Raw genomic sequence first — 15327 nt, 5'->3', positions numbered from 1 at the left:
ATTTATTTGAAAAATCCGTTAAACTAAGTACAGGAACGCAGCCAAAAGGAGAGAGATTATGTATTTCATAGACAATAAAGGCATTACAGACCCGAGAATTAACCTGGCAATTGAAGAATATCTGCTGAAAACAATGGATGTTGAAAAAGATCCATTCCTTCTGTTCTATATCAATGAACCTTCCATCATCATCGGCAAGAACCAAAACACGGCAGAGGAGATCAATACCGATTACGTGGATTCCAATGGCATCCATGTGGTTCGCCGATTATCCGGTGGCGGAGCGGTTTATCATGATCTTGGGAATTTGAATTATAGCTTTATCACGGTAGATGACGGCAACAGCTTCCGCAATTTCCGTAAGTTCACAGAGCCTGTGGTCAAAGCGTTGCAAAGCCTAGGCGTCAATGCGGAACTTTCAGGACGCAATGATTTGATGGCTGAAGGCCGGAAGGTGTCGGGCAATGCACAGTTCTCTACGAGAGGCCGGATGTTCAGCCACGGCACGTTGATGTTTGATACTGAAGTGGACGCGGTCGTATCTGCGCTGAAAGTCAGCAAAGAAAAAATCGAGTCGAAAGGCATCAAGTCGATTCGCAGCCGTGTCGCGAATGTTTCCGAGTTTCTGAAAGAGCCGATGACAGTGACGGAATTCCGCAATGCGATTCTGCATTCGATTTTCGAGGGCGAAGAAAATGTCCGCTATTATGAATTGACGGACGAAGATTGGACAAATATCCATGAGTTGTCGAAAGAGCGCTACGGCAATTGGGATTGGAATTACGGCAAGTCACCTAAGTTCAACATCAAACATTCCCACCGATTCCCGGTAGGGGGCATCGATGTCCGTCTGCAGGTAGAGAAAGGCATTGTCCAGGACGCCAATATCTATGGCGACTTTTTCGGTGTCGGTGACGTATCTGAAATAGAGCAGGCCATCATCGGCTCAAAATACGAACGGGCTTCTTTGGATGAGGCGATTGCAGGAATCGACATCCCAAAACTTCTTGGCGGCATCACGACGGAAGAGTTTTTAAAATTAATTTATTAAGAATTCACCGGAGCCTGCATTTATGCAGGCTCTTTTGTTAAAATGGAAAGAAAAAGGAAAGGGGGAATCATTGTGGCTGTTCAACGGATCTTCATTGTAGAAGATGATTTGAAAATTGCGGAGTTGTTGGCAGAGACCCTGCGGAAATATCATTATGAAGTGGAAACCGCAAAAGATTTTGATCAAATCATCGAAGAATTCGAAGCTTTTGATCCCCATTTGATTTTACTCGATATTAATTTGCCTTCTTATGATGGTTATTATTGGTGCCGCCAGCTTAGGCAGCAAACCACTTGTCCGATATTATTCATTTCTGCCCGTTCAGGAGAAATGGATCAGGTCTTCGCCTTGGAAAATGGCGGGGATGACTTTATTACGAAACCTTTCCATTATGAAATCGTCCTTGCAAAAATAAGAAGTCATCTGCGCAGAGCTTATGGCGAGTACGCGCCAAAGCAGGAAGAGCGGTCGATTAAGGCCGGGCGTATTGTTCTTTTCATGGAACGGATGGAACTGCATGTAAAATCCGAAGCCATTCCATTGCAGAAAAAAGAATGCACGATACTGGAACTTTTGCTGGCCAATTACCCGAAAGTGGTGTCGCGTGAGCAACTGCTCGAGGAATTATGGGATGATCAGTCATTCGTGGATGAAAATACATTGAATGTCAATATGACTCGGGTCCGTAAAAAACTTTCCGACTACCACGTATTATCCGCCATTGAAACTGTACGAGGGGCCGGATACCGCCTGCTGCTCCATGAGGAGGAAGCCTGATGCTGCGATTATTCCTGAAAGAGCATGCAGCGTTCATCGTCTTTCAAATCGTGCTTGTGGCGTTCATCATGATGCTGTATTGGCTGGATGGTTTCCGCAATGTCGATACGGCCATCTATTCATTTGTCATCAGCAGCGTGCTGGTGCTGACGTTTCTGGCGGCGCGTTTTGTTAAACGCTATCAGTATTACCAACGGATTTTGGCGAAACCGCAAAGCATGGAGCATGCACTGCAGCGCGAAGGGAAATCACCCGAACAGATTCAAAATGAGATTTACCTCCAGGAATTGTACCGCCTGTATCAGCATGAAGTACAGTCGTTATACGCTACCCAGAATCGCCATCTCCAGTTCATGAACCAATGGGTGCATCAGATGAAAACACCCTTATCGGTCATGCACCTGCTGCTGCAGGAAGAGCAGGAATTGGATAAGAGCAGTGTCCGTGAAGAAATGGATCGCCTGAAAACGGGATTGGATACCGTTTTGATGAATGCGCGTCTGGATACGTTTGAGCAGGACATGCAGATTGAACAGGTCGCTTTGCGGTCTTTAGTCAGCGAAGTGGCCACCGAAAACAAACGGTTGTTCATTTCGAAGCGCGTTTACCCGGAAATTTCGATTGGAGAAGAGCATATCGTCGCGACCGATCAGAAATGGATGAAGTTCATTATCGGCCAGTTTTTGACGAATGCGGTCAAATATACATTCGAATCCAATAAAAAAGTATTCATTACAGCTGAATGTGCCAATGGCAATACTTTATTGACGATACGCGACGAAGGGGTTGGGATTCCAGCTTCTGATTTGCCACGCATAACAAAAGCCTTTTTCACTGGAGAAAATGGACGGAAAACAGGAGAATCCACAGGGATGGGCTTATATCTGGCGAATGAAGTTTGCCGGAAACTGGGCCATGAACTGTCGATTTCTTCTGTTCAGGGAGAAGGGACGACGATCTCTGTACTGTTCTTCAACCAAGATTTTGCAACACAGGAGGAAAACGATGACAATAGTGAAAATCGACGAAGTGACAAAAGTATACGAGGGAAAAGTGACGCACCGGGCAGTCAACCAGTTGAGCTTCACAGTGGAAAAAGGTGAATTTTTAGCAGTGATGGGGCCTTCAGGCAGTGGGAAAACAACCTTGTTGAACTTGATTTCAACCATCGACTCGTTGACTTCCGGAGAGATTTTAATAGATGGCATCAATCCGCATTTGCTGGATAAAAATGAGTTGGCGCTGTTTCGCAGAAGGCAGCTAGGATTTGTTTTCCAGGATTTCAACCTGCTGCAGATGCTGACGGTCGAAGAAAATCTGGTGCTGCCGCTGACGCTTGATTATGTGCCGATTGAAGAAATGGCACGCAGGGTGCTGGTCATCGCCAAACGTTTGGGGCTGACATCGATCCTTCACAAGAAACCCAATGAAATTTCCGGAGGGGAAGCACAGCGTACAGCCATTGGCCGGGCGCTTATTCATCAGCCGGCTCTCATATTGGCTGATGAACCGACCGGCAATCTGGATTCCAAATCGTCACGTGATGTATTGGAGATTCTGTCGAATGCTGCCAATGATAGTGAGACGACGATCATCATGGTGACGCATGATCCGATTGCTGCAAGCTATTGCGATCGCGTCCTTTTCATCAAAGACGGTGAATTCTTCAATGAAATCTATGGAGATGAACGGCGCCAGACCTTTTATCAGCGGATTTTGAATGTTCTTTCGTTGCTGGGAGGATCCGTGAATGACCTTTCGGCAACTCGCTTACCATAATGTTGTCCGCAACCGAAGAAACTATGCGGCGTTCTTTTTAGCCAGTGTTGTTTCAGTCATGGTATTTTTCGTCTACTCGATGTTTATTTTTCATCCTGCATTTGAAGAGGAAGGATTGCGGCTATTGGCAATCCGGGGAATGCTGATTGCCGAAGTCGTGCTCTATATTTTTACTTTGTTTTTCCTGTTTTATTCGATGAGCGCTTTTTTGCAGGCACGATCAAAGGAATTCGGAGTATTGATGCATTTAGGGATGACCAAAAAACAATTGAATAAATTGATTTTCTTTGAAATGCTGATTCTCGGAACTGTTTCAACCGTCACGGGCATTACTTTCGGCTTTGCCTTTTCAAAATTCTTTTTCATGATCGGCCGGGAAATCATGGAATTGGATGATTTGCCGTTATATGTTTCATGGGAGCCGTTCCTGCTGACGATTGCAGCATTTGCCAGTTTGTTCATCATCATATCTTTTGTCAGTGTCGGCTTTATCCGAACCAAACGCGTGGTGGACTTGCTGCAGGGCTTCTGGAAAGTGGAGGAAGAGACGAAATCGTCGACGGCGCTATCCATCATGGGAGTTGTTTTTTTAGTTATTGCTTATACATTTGCTGCAAATGTGTCGGACCGGACTGTTTACCAGATGGTTTTCATCGTTCCGCCACTTGCCACTTTTGGTACGTATCTGTTTTTTACCCATACCCTGCATTCCTTATTGCGGCTGTATAAACGGAAAAAGAATGTTTACTGGGAAAAAACGCGGTTGGTTTCATTGGCAGAGGCTTCGGTCAAACTGAAAGACAGTGCGCAAATGTTCTTCATCGTCACCATCGTGTCCACCGTTGCCTTTTTGACAGTGGGAACATTAGCGTCTTTCATGTCCTATACAGGTGATTTCCGTGAGTCGAATCCACTTGGGCTCGTCTATATTTCCTTTGATGGAAACGAACAGGAAGCCGAGCATATCGAGCGTCTGACCAGCCAATTGGAAAATGAACAATTGTCTTATGATTTGGTCGAGTTGACGGTCAAGCGCCAAACCTCAGAGGCCACCGGAAACGATGTCGATATCTTATCCCTGTCCGAATTTAACCGTTTAGCGGCTGCCCTTGATTTTGAACCGGCGGAACTGCAAGAAGGTGAAGGGATGTTTGTGCCGTTTTCCTTGGATTCTTTAAAGGAGCTGGAAAGCACGAGCGTCGACACGGCATTGTTCGAAAGTGACGTGTCCTTATCGATCCGCTCAACTTATCCGCATGTCGTGTTTCCGACACATACCTTGAATATCAATACAATCGTCGTCAACGATGCCGATTATAAAGCAATTGATGAACCTCTTCTCGGGTATGAACCAGGGAAGTCGGATTTCTCCTATTATGCATTTGATATTTTGAATTGGACAGAAACAGTCAATATCGGCGACCGATTAACAGAGACGGTAAGTGACGCGGTGGAAAATGCTGATTTCAGCGGAGTCAATTTCTTCTTTGAAAATCCAGGTGATGATTACCGCTGGTTCAAATCCTCGTTCGCTCTGCTGCTGTTTATCGGAGTCATGGTGGCAGCCGTCTTTCTTTTAGCAGCCGGCAGCTTCATCTATTTTAAATTGTATACTGGTCTTGAACGGGACCGTAAGCAGTACAAATTGCTGATCCGCTTAGGCATGACTGACAAGGAACTGGGGAAAATCATCAATCGCCAATTGATTCCCCAATTCTTTTTGCCTTGGGGACTGGCGTTGCTTCACAGCGCCTTTGCTTTTATTTCGCTGCAGGTTGTTTGGGAAGAATTCGCCGAACTGTCAATTCTCAGCGAGATGGCTATTGTCCTGGGCGGCTTTACAGTTGCACAAATTTTATACTTCTTTTTGATTCGTTGGCGCTATGTGGCCCATCTTCAGGCACCGTAATTTTACGGTGTCTGTTGTATTGTCTGAAGATTTATTTTATAATGAAAATAGCTTGAAATATGAATGAGTATTCATTCAACACGAAAGAGGGATGGAAATGGATTTAATGTCACGCGTTCATGAAATTGCAGAACAGGATTCTGCCAGAGTCGCCTATAGTTTTATGGGAAAAGATACCAGTTACGGCGAATTCGATCAGTCGATAGCGGTTTTTGCGGGTGCTTTAAAAGAGTTAGGCGTGGAAAAAGGGGACCATGTCGCATTTCTTTTGAGCAACACACCACATTTTTTGATTTCTTTATACGCGACTATGCGTTTGGGAGCTACAGCTGTCCCGATCAATCCTATTTACAGTCCAGATGAAATCGCTTACATAGTCAACAACAGCGATGCGAAAGTTGTAGTGGCACTTGATGCCCTGCTGCCGCTGGTGGAAAAAGCGCATAAAGCACTGCCTGTAGTAGAATCGTATATTATTTGTGAAACAGATCCGGCGACACCTGAAAAGATGGCGCAGCTTCCTGAAGATGTAAAAGGGAAAGTCCATTCCTTTGCGGGCATGATGAGTAAGTCAGTGCCGCATGCTGAATTTACGGAAGTGAAAGCAGATGATAATGCGGTTATTTTGTATACGTCCGGCACAACTGGGAAACCGAAAGGCGCCATGCTGACGCATCAGAATCTGTATTCGAATGCACGTGATGTAGGGGAATACCTGCAGATCGGAGCAAACGACCGCGTGATTGCAACGTTACCGGTGTTCCATGTGTTTGCGCTGACTGTTGTTGTGAATGCCCCTCTGCTGCAAGGAGCGACCATAATACTGGTGCCTCGCTTCAATCCGAAAGAGGTATTCGAAGCGATCAAAAAATACGAGGCAAGTGTTTTTGCGGGAGTTCCGACCATGTTCAATTTTATGAATCAATTACCGGATGTCGACCCGGCAGACTTCGCCTCTGTTCGCTTAGCCGTATCCGGCGGTTCCGCTATGCCAGTCGCTTTGCTGCATAGTTTTGAAGAAAAATTCAATGTCCGCATTTCAGAGGGCTATGGTTTGTCGGAAGCTTCGCCTGTTACCTGCTTCAACCCGATTGACCGTGAGCGGAAAGCCGGCTCGATCGGTACATCCATCATCAATGTGGAAAACAAAGTCGTCAATGAGCTTGGCGAGGAAGTGGCTGCTAATGAAGTTGGCGAGTTGATCGTCCGCGGACCGAATGTCATGAAAGGTTATTACAAAATGCCGGAAGAAACCGCTTCGGCGATTCGTGACGGCTGGCTGTACACAGGGGACTTGGCCCGTGTAGATGAAGAAGGCTATTTCTATATTGTCGACCGCAAAAAAGATATGATCATCGTCGGTGGCTATAATGTCTACCCGCGTGAAGTCGAAGAAGTCCTATTCGCTCACCCAGCGGTATTGGAAGCGGCGGTTGTCGGCTTGCCAGATCCGGATTTCGGTGAAGAAGTCAACGCTTATGTTGTCTTGAAGGACCCGTCAGTGTCAGTAGAAGATTTGAAGGCATATTGCGCGGAACATCTAGCGAAATACAAAGTGCCAAGACAATTTGAAGTCTTGGATGAACTGCCGAAAAACACGACCGGAAAAATCCTGCGCCGTTCACTAAAAGACCAGGCGATGCAGAAATAACCTATTTAACGTAGCAGCTGAATTGCATGAGATGAGAAGGCTCTGGATGATTATTCCAGAGTTTTCTTTTGATTTGATTGAAAAAACTGACATTTTTTATTATAGTTAAGGAGCAGTATTACGAATTTCGAAATAGTTGGATCCGAGGAGGAAATGGAATGGCGAAAAAAGCGATGGAAATTAAGGATTTAACGAAGTTAGTGTCAGTAACAGATCCCCATATTTCCCCGGATGGAAAAAAAGCGGTATTTGTCCATACGCAAATTGATGAAGAGGAAAATACATACAGGGCCCATCTCCATCATATCGACCTGGAAACAGGCAAGCAGACCCAATGGACGTTCGGCAAGGAACGGGTGAGCTCCCCGCGTTGGTCGGCCGATGGAACTGCAGTCGCTTTTTTATCGGATCGGGATGAGAAAAATCAATTGTTTGTCATGTCTGCTGCCGGCGGCGAAGCCCGTTCGCTGACGGATTTCGAAAAAGGGGTCAACGGATTTGAGTGGTCGCCTTGCGGAACAAAAATCTGGTTTAATGCATTAACGAAGGAAGGGAAGACCTTCACGGATAAGGAAGAAAAAGAAGAAAAGAAACAGCCGGAACCTTATCATGTGGATAAGATGAAATACAAGATGGATGGTATGGGCTTGCTGCCGAAAGAATTTCATCGCCATATCGGGTCGATTGAGCTTGAGTCGAAGAAAGTGGAGCAGCTGACAGAAGGGAAATTCCACTACAGCCTGGAAGCCGTATCGCATGAAGGAAAGAAATTGATTTATGGGGTAACGCGTGAAGAAAACCTGGATTTTGTCTTCCGCCAGCCTCTTTACATCTATGATGTGGAGACAAAGCAAGAGTCGGCTTTAATAGAAGAAGAAGGCTATTTCGGTGGTGCGGCTTTTTCGCATGACGATTCGAAAGTCGCATTTGTCGGCAATACCCGGCAATACGAGAATGCGACGCATACAGAAGTTTATGTAGCAGATTTAAAAGCCGAAACACGCGTGTGCTTGACTGAAGCGCTCGATGTACCTGTCGGTGACTACGTGGTGGCCGATCATCAGCAAGGTGCTGCTGCACCGGACGTGGTCTGGACGAAAGATGATCATCTGTATTTCCAGGTTTCGACGATGGGGGATGTGCGTCTGTATTTTGCGTCGCTTGATGGCATGATTTTCCCAGCGTCTCCTGATATGGAACATATTTATGGCTATGATATTTCCCGGACCGGCGAATTTGCGGTAGCAGCTATCAGTAATCCTATCAATCCCGGTGAATTATATCGTTTGACGATTGCTACGGGTGAACGCGAGGTTTTAACTCACTTTAATCAGGAATTCCTGGAAGAGACGGAGTTGGCCGAAGCACAGCCGATCATTACAAAAGGGGCGAAAGACTGGGCAGTCCATGGCTGGCTGATGAAGCCATACGGCTATCAGGAAGGTCAGAAATATCCATTGGTCATTAATATTCACGGCGGCCCCCACGCGATGTATGCCAATACCTTTGTCCATGAAATGCAATTGCTGGCAGCACGCGGCTTCGGGGTCCTGTATGTCAATCCGCGCGGCAGCCATGGCTACAGCCAGGAATTTGTAGACGCGGTGCGCAGCGATTACGGCGGCGGTGATTATGAGGACATCATGAACGCAGTGAACCAAATCGTGGAATCGAATGGCTGGATCGATGAGGACCGTTTAGGCGTCACAGGCGGCAGTTATGGCGGCTTCATGACCAACTGGATCGTCGGCCATTCCAATCTCTTTAAAGCAGCCGTGACCCAACGCTCCATCTCCAACTGGATTTCGTTCTTCGGCGTGTCGGATATCGGTTATTATTTCAGTGATTGGCAAATCGGTGCGGATATGACGGATGTGGATAAGTTATGGCAGCACTCGCCACTAAAGTACGCAAAAAATGTCGAGACGCCTTTGCTGATTCTTCATTCTGAAAATGATTACCGTTGCCCGATCGAGCAATCGGAACAATTGTATGTGACTTTGAAAAGCATGAAAAAAGAAACGGAGTTTGTCCGCTTCCCTGAAGCCGACCATAATTTATCACGGACGGGCAAACCGAACCTCCGCTTTGCACGTCTGGAGCAGATTACCGGTTGGATGGAAAAATACCTGTAAACAAAAAAACGGAGCAGCTGATAAAAGCTGCTCCGTTTTTTATTTTCCTTTGAATACCGGTTTGCGTTTCTCGCCGAAAGCGACAAGCGCTTCAGCTCGGTCTTCTGTCGGAATGGTGATTTCATAAGCTTTGCGTTCGATTTGGAGGCCAGTCTGCAAATCGGTGTTCATGCCATTTTTGATGGCGAATTTTGCCTGTTGAAGCGCGACCGGACCGTTGGCAAGGATTGAATCGGCAAAGGCGCCGGTCACATCCGCTAGCTGGTCTCGTGTTGCCACACGTGTCACCAGTCCATATTCCAACGCTTCAGCCGAATTTAGGCGACGGGCAGTCAAAATCAATTCCAGTGCTTTGGTTTCACCGATTAAACGCGGCAAACGCTGAGTGCCGCCAGCCCCTGGAATGATCCCAAGACTGGTTTCCGTCAAACCAAGAAGCGTACCTTCAGCCACAATCCGGAAATCGCATGCCAGCGCCAACTCCATGCCGCCGCCAAACGCAAAGCCGTTCATCATGGCGATCGTCGGCTGCGGTAAACTCTCGATCGTAGAAAAAACCTCGCCGATTTTGAAGATATTGCGTTTGACCAGATCGTCAGTCATGTTTTTGCGTTCCTTCAAGTCAGCTCCCACACTGAAGGCCTTTTCACCAGCGCCTGTAAACACCACGACGCGGATATCCGGATTAATGCGGATTGCTTCCACGACCTGGCCAAGTTCGAGGAGCATATCATAATTGAAGGCGTTCAATGCTTCTGGTCGATTCAATGTAATAAAGGCTAAATTATTTCGTTGTTCGTAATGAATTGTGTCCATTTTCATCCCCCTTGTATCGTTCCATCCGTTAAAAACATACCACTTTTTGGACTATTTTGCCATCAGTCTCTATAATGAAATCCATGGGAGGGACTGCACTTATGAATCAAATTACATTTATCCGCATCTTCCGGATTGTCTGGCTGGCAGTCAAAATCTTTTTGCAAGTGACGTTCTTCCAAAGGCGAAATCGCGGCAATTGGAGTCCACTGGTTGAAAAAAGATGGAATGATATGATTACCAAGCAAGCAAAAGAATATAAGAACCTGGCTTTGAAGCTGGGTGGACTAATGATCAAGCTGGGCCAGTTCCTGTCGACGCGTGCAGACATCATGCCCCCATCGTTTCTTGCAGAGTTGGAAGGCTTAACCGATCGCGTACCATCCGTTCCAAAGAAGAGCATCGTCTCTGTGCTTGAACAGGAATGGAATACGCCACACACGAACTACCTGGATCAATTATCAGATTCAGCTATCGCTTCAGCTTCAATCGGTGAAGTATATAAAGCGGTATTGAAAAACGGGATGGAGGTCGCTGTTAAAGTTCAACGTCCCGGCACGGACCGGATTTTGCGCGCAGACTTCAAGGCCATACGCATCGTCATCTGGATGGCTGAAAAATTCACTCCGTTTGCAAAACAAATAGACTTCAAACTTCTGTATGTGGAAATGACCGAGACGATCGGCGCTGAATTGAATTTTTTGAAGGAACTTCAAAATGGCCGTGCTTTTGCGGATCGTTTCGATGCGATGGAAGGTGTCCGAATCCCACTTTATTTTGATGAATTTACCACACGCCGTGTGTTGGTGATGGAGTGGATTGAAGGTGCACGCATCACAGACTTGGCATTCATTGAAAAAAATGAATTGGATCGCCATGAGATTTCAGAACGCCTGTTTATTCTATTCCTGGAACAGGTTCTATACGGTGGACAATTCCACGCAGATCCACACGGTGGGAATATCCTGCTGGAACCGGATGGCGGCATCGTGCTGATCGATTTTGGAATGATCGGCAATATTTCTCAAAAGGATTCTCAGGCAGTGCTGCGTGCCGCAGAAGGTATCATATTCAAAAACTACGACCAGGTACTGGATTCGTTGGAAGACTTGCGGTTCCTTTTGCCGCAGGCAGATCGCGCAGTTTTGGGCGATGCCATTTCCCGGCTCGTAGCAGCTTATGAGTCCAACGAGCTGTCGCAGATGGACAGTTTTGTAGTGGAACGGCTGCTTAACGATATGCAGGAAATCGTCCGGACCCAGCCGGTTCAATTACCGGCGGAGTTCGCCTTTTTCGGACGGGCTGCTTCTATATTCGTCGGCGTCCTGCATGTGCTGGACCCGAATGTGGATCTATTGGCCCTGGCTCGTCCACGGATACTGGAATGGGCTTCCTCGCAGAAAGAAGGCAAAGGGATCTTCGGCAAAGAAGATGTGCTGCGCTGGGTGTTGAACGCTACTGGACCGCTGCGAGTGCTGCCGCAGAAAGTCATTAATTACCTGGAAGAGCCGGAACGCATGCGGCGCTATATCGAAAATCGCGACGGGCGTGAACGCGAATACCGGCGCGACCTGCAATCACGTATGTTTGCAGGAATTTTCACTATCCTGTCATTCACCGGGATTTCTGTATCGGTCTGGTTTTGGAATGAACCTTATCTATGGGTATCATCGGTATTTTTTGTGGGCTCTTTATGGGTGTATCGATCGATTAAATAGAAATGGATAAGCTGCTTTATGAAGTGTAATTTGGCTGATGAAAAAGAGTTTCCGCCTGAAGTCATTTAACCTGACTTTGGATGGAAACTCTTTTTTTGTGCTGTTCGATGTACGGGAATATGATTTATGTACAACTTAGAAAAATAGGAGCGGAAAGAATTGAAGGAGATGACGGTCCATATGCAGAATCGCCATATGAAGAGGCTGTGCGGCAATGGGGGTAAAAATTTTTTAGGAAGATTTTCGTGGTGTGAAAAAACACTTAATCACGTGGCTGCTGTTTCCGCGGCGGAAAGGTCCGTTTCGTTACATAGGCCATTGGATGATTGTGGACACGCTGCGCCTTCTTGAAATAGCGGCGGAGTGAACCGGCAAAAGAGTGTTGGTTACGCAAGGCGATGGGCGACACATCCAAATAAACCGTTTCGCTGTTGCTCAGATAAATGATACTGCCTTTGCCGCTGCTGTCACTTTCGATCAGGTCGACGGCGTCATAATTGAACCAGACACATTCCTTGTTCTTTGGAGAGTGGGTCGGGAAGAAAATCAGTGGGTTGCCGTAATACTCGCCGATAATAATAGGGGGCTTATGTTTTACGCCGACTGCTTTTTGGGCATAGAGTGTAGCACTTTCAAGTGAAGCGCGATAGAAACGGCAGGAAGTGGTCACCGTTTTATAAACCGCTTCTTCAACCACAATCTCGCTGCGGTCTTCAATCACTCGCATCCATGTGCGGTGGCCATCCGTGTAGGGTAAAAGAGCATACGTATTTGCACAGATGGTATACGAGAATGGTCTATGATTCTTTTTGCTCATGATAAATAACCCCCTTAATTTACTTTACATACCTTATTATAATAAAAAATGGAAATTTCGCAATGCTCATTAGATTGAAAATAAAATTTTTTCTATTTCATCGGAATTTTCAAATAAATCTTGATTTATTCTACACCGCTAATGTATACTAATGAAAAGCATTCGGGGTGAGGAAGAATGGAAAACTATTATTCTTATGCTGATTTCATGAAAGCTATGGCTCAAACAAAAAAAATCACGGAAGCGGAAAAACTGCTGAACGATATTTATCTAGATCTGTTCTTAAAGCATGTACACCGTTCTCAGCAGGAAGCACAGCTTATGACCCTTATCGACGAAGCCCTGGATAATCATGACCAAAAAGCATTCACCATATATGCTGCCCAACTACAAACTTTAAAGCACGAAGAAACTGAATAAATGGCTGTCTTGAAATAGCCGGTGAAAGGGGAGTCGGATTTAATCTGACTCTCCTTTTTTTTTGTCTGCCAGCGATAATGGAAAATTTTTTGGATCAGATTCAGGTTCTTCTTGTTTTCTACTGTAATTTTCCGTTCCACGTAAACCTTCTGTAGTGCGTATTTTTTATTTATCTTCCTATAAAAAACATACGTTCGCTTTTTGTTAGTGGTTTTTTAGGGCATATGGTAAAGTAGAAGTAATGAAATAACGGAAGGGCGTCTTAACATGAAACAGGAATTTAATCTTCAAGCACCTTATGAACCGGCCGGCGATCAGCCTCAAGCTATTGCCGAACTGACGCAGGGCATCATCAACGGCAAGCGCTGCCAGACATTGCTGGGAGCTACAGGTACAGGTAAAACCTACACGATGTCGAATGTCATCCAACAAGTGAAAAAGCCGACACTCGTCATGGCCCACAATAAAACACTGGCAGGCCAGCTCTACAGCGAATTCAAGGAGTTCTTTCCTGATAACGCAGTTGAGTATTTTGTCAGTTATTACGATTATTATCAACCGGAAGCCTATGTGCCCCAATCGGATACCTTTATCGAAAAAGATGCCAGCATCAATGATGAAATCGATAAGCTGCGGCACTCCGCTACGAGTTCTTTGTTTGAGCGGGACGATGTCATCGTCATTGCATCCGTTTCCTGCATCTACGGACTCGGTTCTCCGAAGGAATACCGTGAACTGGTCGTTTCCCTTCGCAAAGGAATGGAGATTGAGCGCAATCAGCTGTTGAGAAAGTTAGTGGATGTTCAATATGAGCGCAACGACATCAATTTTATTCGCGGTACGTTCCGGGTTCGCGGAGATGTGGTTGAAATTTTCCCGGCATCACGCGATGAAAGATGCTTGCGCGTCGAATTTTTCGGCGATGAAATCGACCGTATCCGTGAAGTGGATGCCTTGACTGGTGAAATCATCGGTGAACGCGAACATGTTGCCATCTTCCCGGCATCCCACTTCGTTACACGCGAAGACAAAATGATCAAAGCGATTGCCAATATCGAAGAAGAATTGGAAGCGCGCCTGAAGGAAATGCGTGCGGAAGACAAATTGCTGGAAGCGCAGCGCCTCGAACAGCGCACGCGTTATGATCTGGAGATGATGCGGGAAATGGGCTTCTGCTCCGGCATCGAAAACTATTCCCGCCATTTGACGCTTCGTCCGGCGGGTGCCCAACCCTATACATTGATCGATTATTTCCCGGAGGACTTTCTGTTGGTCGTAGATGAGAGCCATGTGACATTGCCGCAGGTGCGCGGAATGTTCAATGGTGACCAGGCAAGGAAAAAAGTGTTGGTCGATTACGGCTTCAGACTGCCTTCGGCTATGGATAACCGCCCGTTGACATTCGATGAATTCGAAGAGCATATCAGCCAAGCGGTCTTTGTTTCGGCGACGCCTGGACCCTATGAAATGGAGCACACACCGGAGATGGTGGAACAGATCATCCGGCCGACCGGCTTGCTTGACCCGACCATCGAAATCCGGCCGATTGAAGGTCAGATAGACGACCTGATGTATGAAATCCGCCAGCGTGCTGAAAATAATGAGCGTGTCCTGGTGACGACCTTGACCAAGAAGATGTCGGAAGACTTAACAGCTTATCTAAAAGACGCCGGCATTAAAGTCAATTACCTGCATTCTGAGATCAAGACTCTCGAACGGATTGAAATCATTCGTGAGCTGCGGATGGGGGTTTACGACGTGCTGGTCGGCATCAACCTGTTGCGTGAAGGCTTGGACATTCCCGAAGTTTCGTTGGTGACCATTCTGGATGCCGACAAAGAAGGGTTCTTGCGTTCAGAGCGGGCATTGATCCAGACGATGGGCCGAGCAGCCAGAAACGCAAATGGCCACGTCATCATGTATGCTGACAGAGTGACGGATTCCATGCAGAAGGCGATGGATGAAACGACCCGCCGCCGCACGATTCAAGCTGACTATAATGAAAAACATGGCATTACGCCAATCACCATACAGAAGAAAATCCGTGATGTTATCCGTGCCACTGCCGCAGCGGAAGAGACGGAAGAATATGTTTCAAAAGCAGTATCCGGCAAAAAGCTCAACAAAGAAGATCGCATGAAGCTGGTGACCCTGCTTGAAACGGAAATGAAGGAAGCGGCCAAAGCACTCGATTTCGAGCGCGCTGCAGAACTGCGCGATACAGTGCTTGAATTGAAAGCGGAAGGATGATGGA

The 15327-nt window shown here is 46.5% G+C and carries 12 protein-coding genes; 10 read left to right on the top strand and 2 right to left on the bottom strand.

Annotation, left to right across the window (positions count from 1 at the left end; all coding sequences use genetic code 11):
* Positions 1 to 58 precede the first annotated feature (58 nt).
* From Q0785_RS16015 to Q0785_RS15985, 7 genes are all read left to right on the top strand, one after another.
* Positions 59 to 1051 (top strand): lipoate--protein ligase, encoded by a 993-nt coding sequence (locus tag Q0785_RS16015; protein WP_298832113.1) that lies wholly within the window; start codon positions 59 to 61, stop codon positions 1049 to 1051.
* 72 nt (positions 1052 to 1123) lie between these two features.
* Complete coding sequence (locus Q0785_RS16010) at positions 1124 to 1828, top strand: response regulator transcription factor (RefSeq protein ID WP_223641674.1); 705 nt, start codon at positions 1124 to 1126, stop codon at positions 1826 to 1828.
* Complete coding sequence (locus tag Q0785_RS16005; RefSeq protein ID WP_298832110.1) at positions 1828 to 2931, top strand: sensor histidine kinase; 1104 nt, start codon at positions 1828 to 1830, stop codon at positions 2929 to 2931. Before Q0785_RS16010 ends, Q0785_RS16005 begins: the two co-directional genes overlap by 1 nt.
* On the top strand, positions 2834 to 3607 hold the full coding sequence (locus Q0785_RS16000) for an ABC transporter ATP-binding protein (RefSeq protein ID WP_298832107.1): 774 nt from the start codon (positions 2834 to 2836) through the stop codon (positions 3605 to 3607). The genes Q0785_RS16005 and Q0785_RS16000 overlap by 98 nt, the downstream gene beginning before the upstream one ends.
* Positions 3579 to 5516: an ABC transporter permease gene (locus Q0785_RS15995; RefSeq protein ID WP_298832104.1), complete on the top strand. Its 1938-nt coding sequence runs from the start codon at positions 3579 to 3581 to the stop codon at positions 5514 to 5516. Before Q0785_RS16000 ends, Q0785_RS15995 begins: the two co-directional genes overlap by 29 nt.
* 97 nt (positions 5517 to 5613) lie before the next feature.
* Positions 5614 to 7167 carry a fatty acid--CoA ligase family protein gene (locus Q0785_RS15990; protein WP_298832101.1) on the top strand — a complete coding sequence of 518 codons (1554 nt, stop codon included), beginning with the start codon at positions 5614 to 5616 and terminating at the stop codon, positions 7165 to 7167.
* Positions 7168 to 7325: 158 nt separating this feature from the next.
* The gene (locus tag Q0785_RS15985) at positions 7326 to 9302 is read left to right on the top strand and encodes a S9 family peptidase (RefSeq protein WP_298832098.1); all 1977 of its coding nucleotides are present in this window, start codon (positions 7326 to 7328) and stop codon (positions 9300 to 9302) included.
* Between the two features lie 39 nt (positions 9303 to 9341).
* Here Q0785_RS15985 and Q0785_RS15980 read toward each other — a convergent pair whose 3' ends face one another.
* Positions 9342 to 10118, bottom strand: coding sequence for an enoyl-CoA hydratase-related protein (locus Q0785_RS15980; protein WP_298832096.1), 777 nt, complete (start codon positions 10116 to 10118; stop codon positions 9342 to 9344).
* A gap of 101 nt (positions 10119 to 10219) precedes the next feature.
* Here Q0785_RS15980 and Q0785_RS15975 point away from each other — a divergent pair, with 101 nt between their 5' ends.
* A complete protein-coding gene (locus Q0785_RS15975) occupies positions 10220 to 11836 on the top strand; it encodes an AarF/UbiB family protein (protein ID WP_298832093.1) in 1617 nt (538 codons plus the stop codon).
* 262 nt (positions 11837 to 12098) lie between these two features.
* Here Q0785_RS15975 and Q0785_RS15970 read toward each other — a convergent pair whose 3' ends face one another.
* Positions 12099 to 12653: a competence protein ComK gene (locus Q0785_RS15970; RefSeq protein ID WP_298832090.1), complete on the bottom strand. Its 555-nt coding sequence runs from the start codon at positions 12651 to 12653 to the stop codon at positions 12099 to 12101.
* 177 nt (positions 12654 to 12830) lie between these two features.
* Here Q0785_RS15970 and Q0785_RS15965 point away from each other — a divergent pair, with 177 nt between their 5' ends.
* Positions 12831 to 13073, top strand: coding sequence for an IDEAL domain-containing protein (locus Q0785_RS15965; protein ID WP_223641706.1), 243 nt, complete (start codon positions 12831 to 12833; stop codon positions 13071 to 13073).
* A 267-nt stretch (positions 13074 to 13340) separates the two neighbouring features.
* Positions 13341 to 15323, top strand: a complete 1983-nt coding sequence (gene uvrB / locus Q0785_RS15960; RefSeq protein ID WP_298832086.1) for an excinuclease ABC subunit UvrB — start codon at positions 13341 to 13343, stop codon at positions 15321 to 15323.
* The last annotated feature ends 4 nt before the right edge of the window (positions 15324 to 15327 follow it).

The organism is uncultured Planococcus sp., assembly GCF_947501725.1.
GTDB classification, from domain to species: Bacteria; Bacillota; Bacilli; order Bacillales_A; family Planococcaceae; genus Planococcus; species Planococcus donghaensis_C.
The sequence above is the reverse complement of the archived record's forward strand: the minus strand, read 5'-3'. Positions and strand labels throughout refer to the sequence as shown.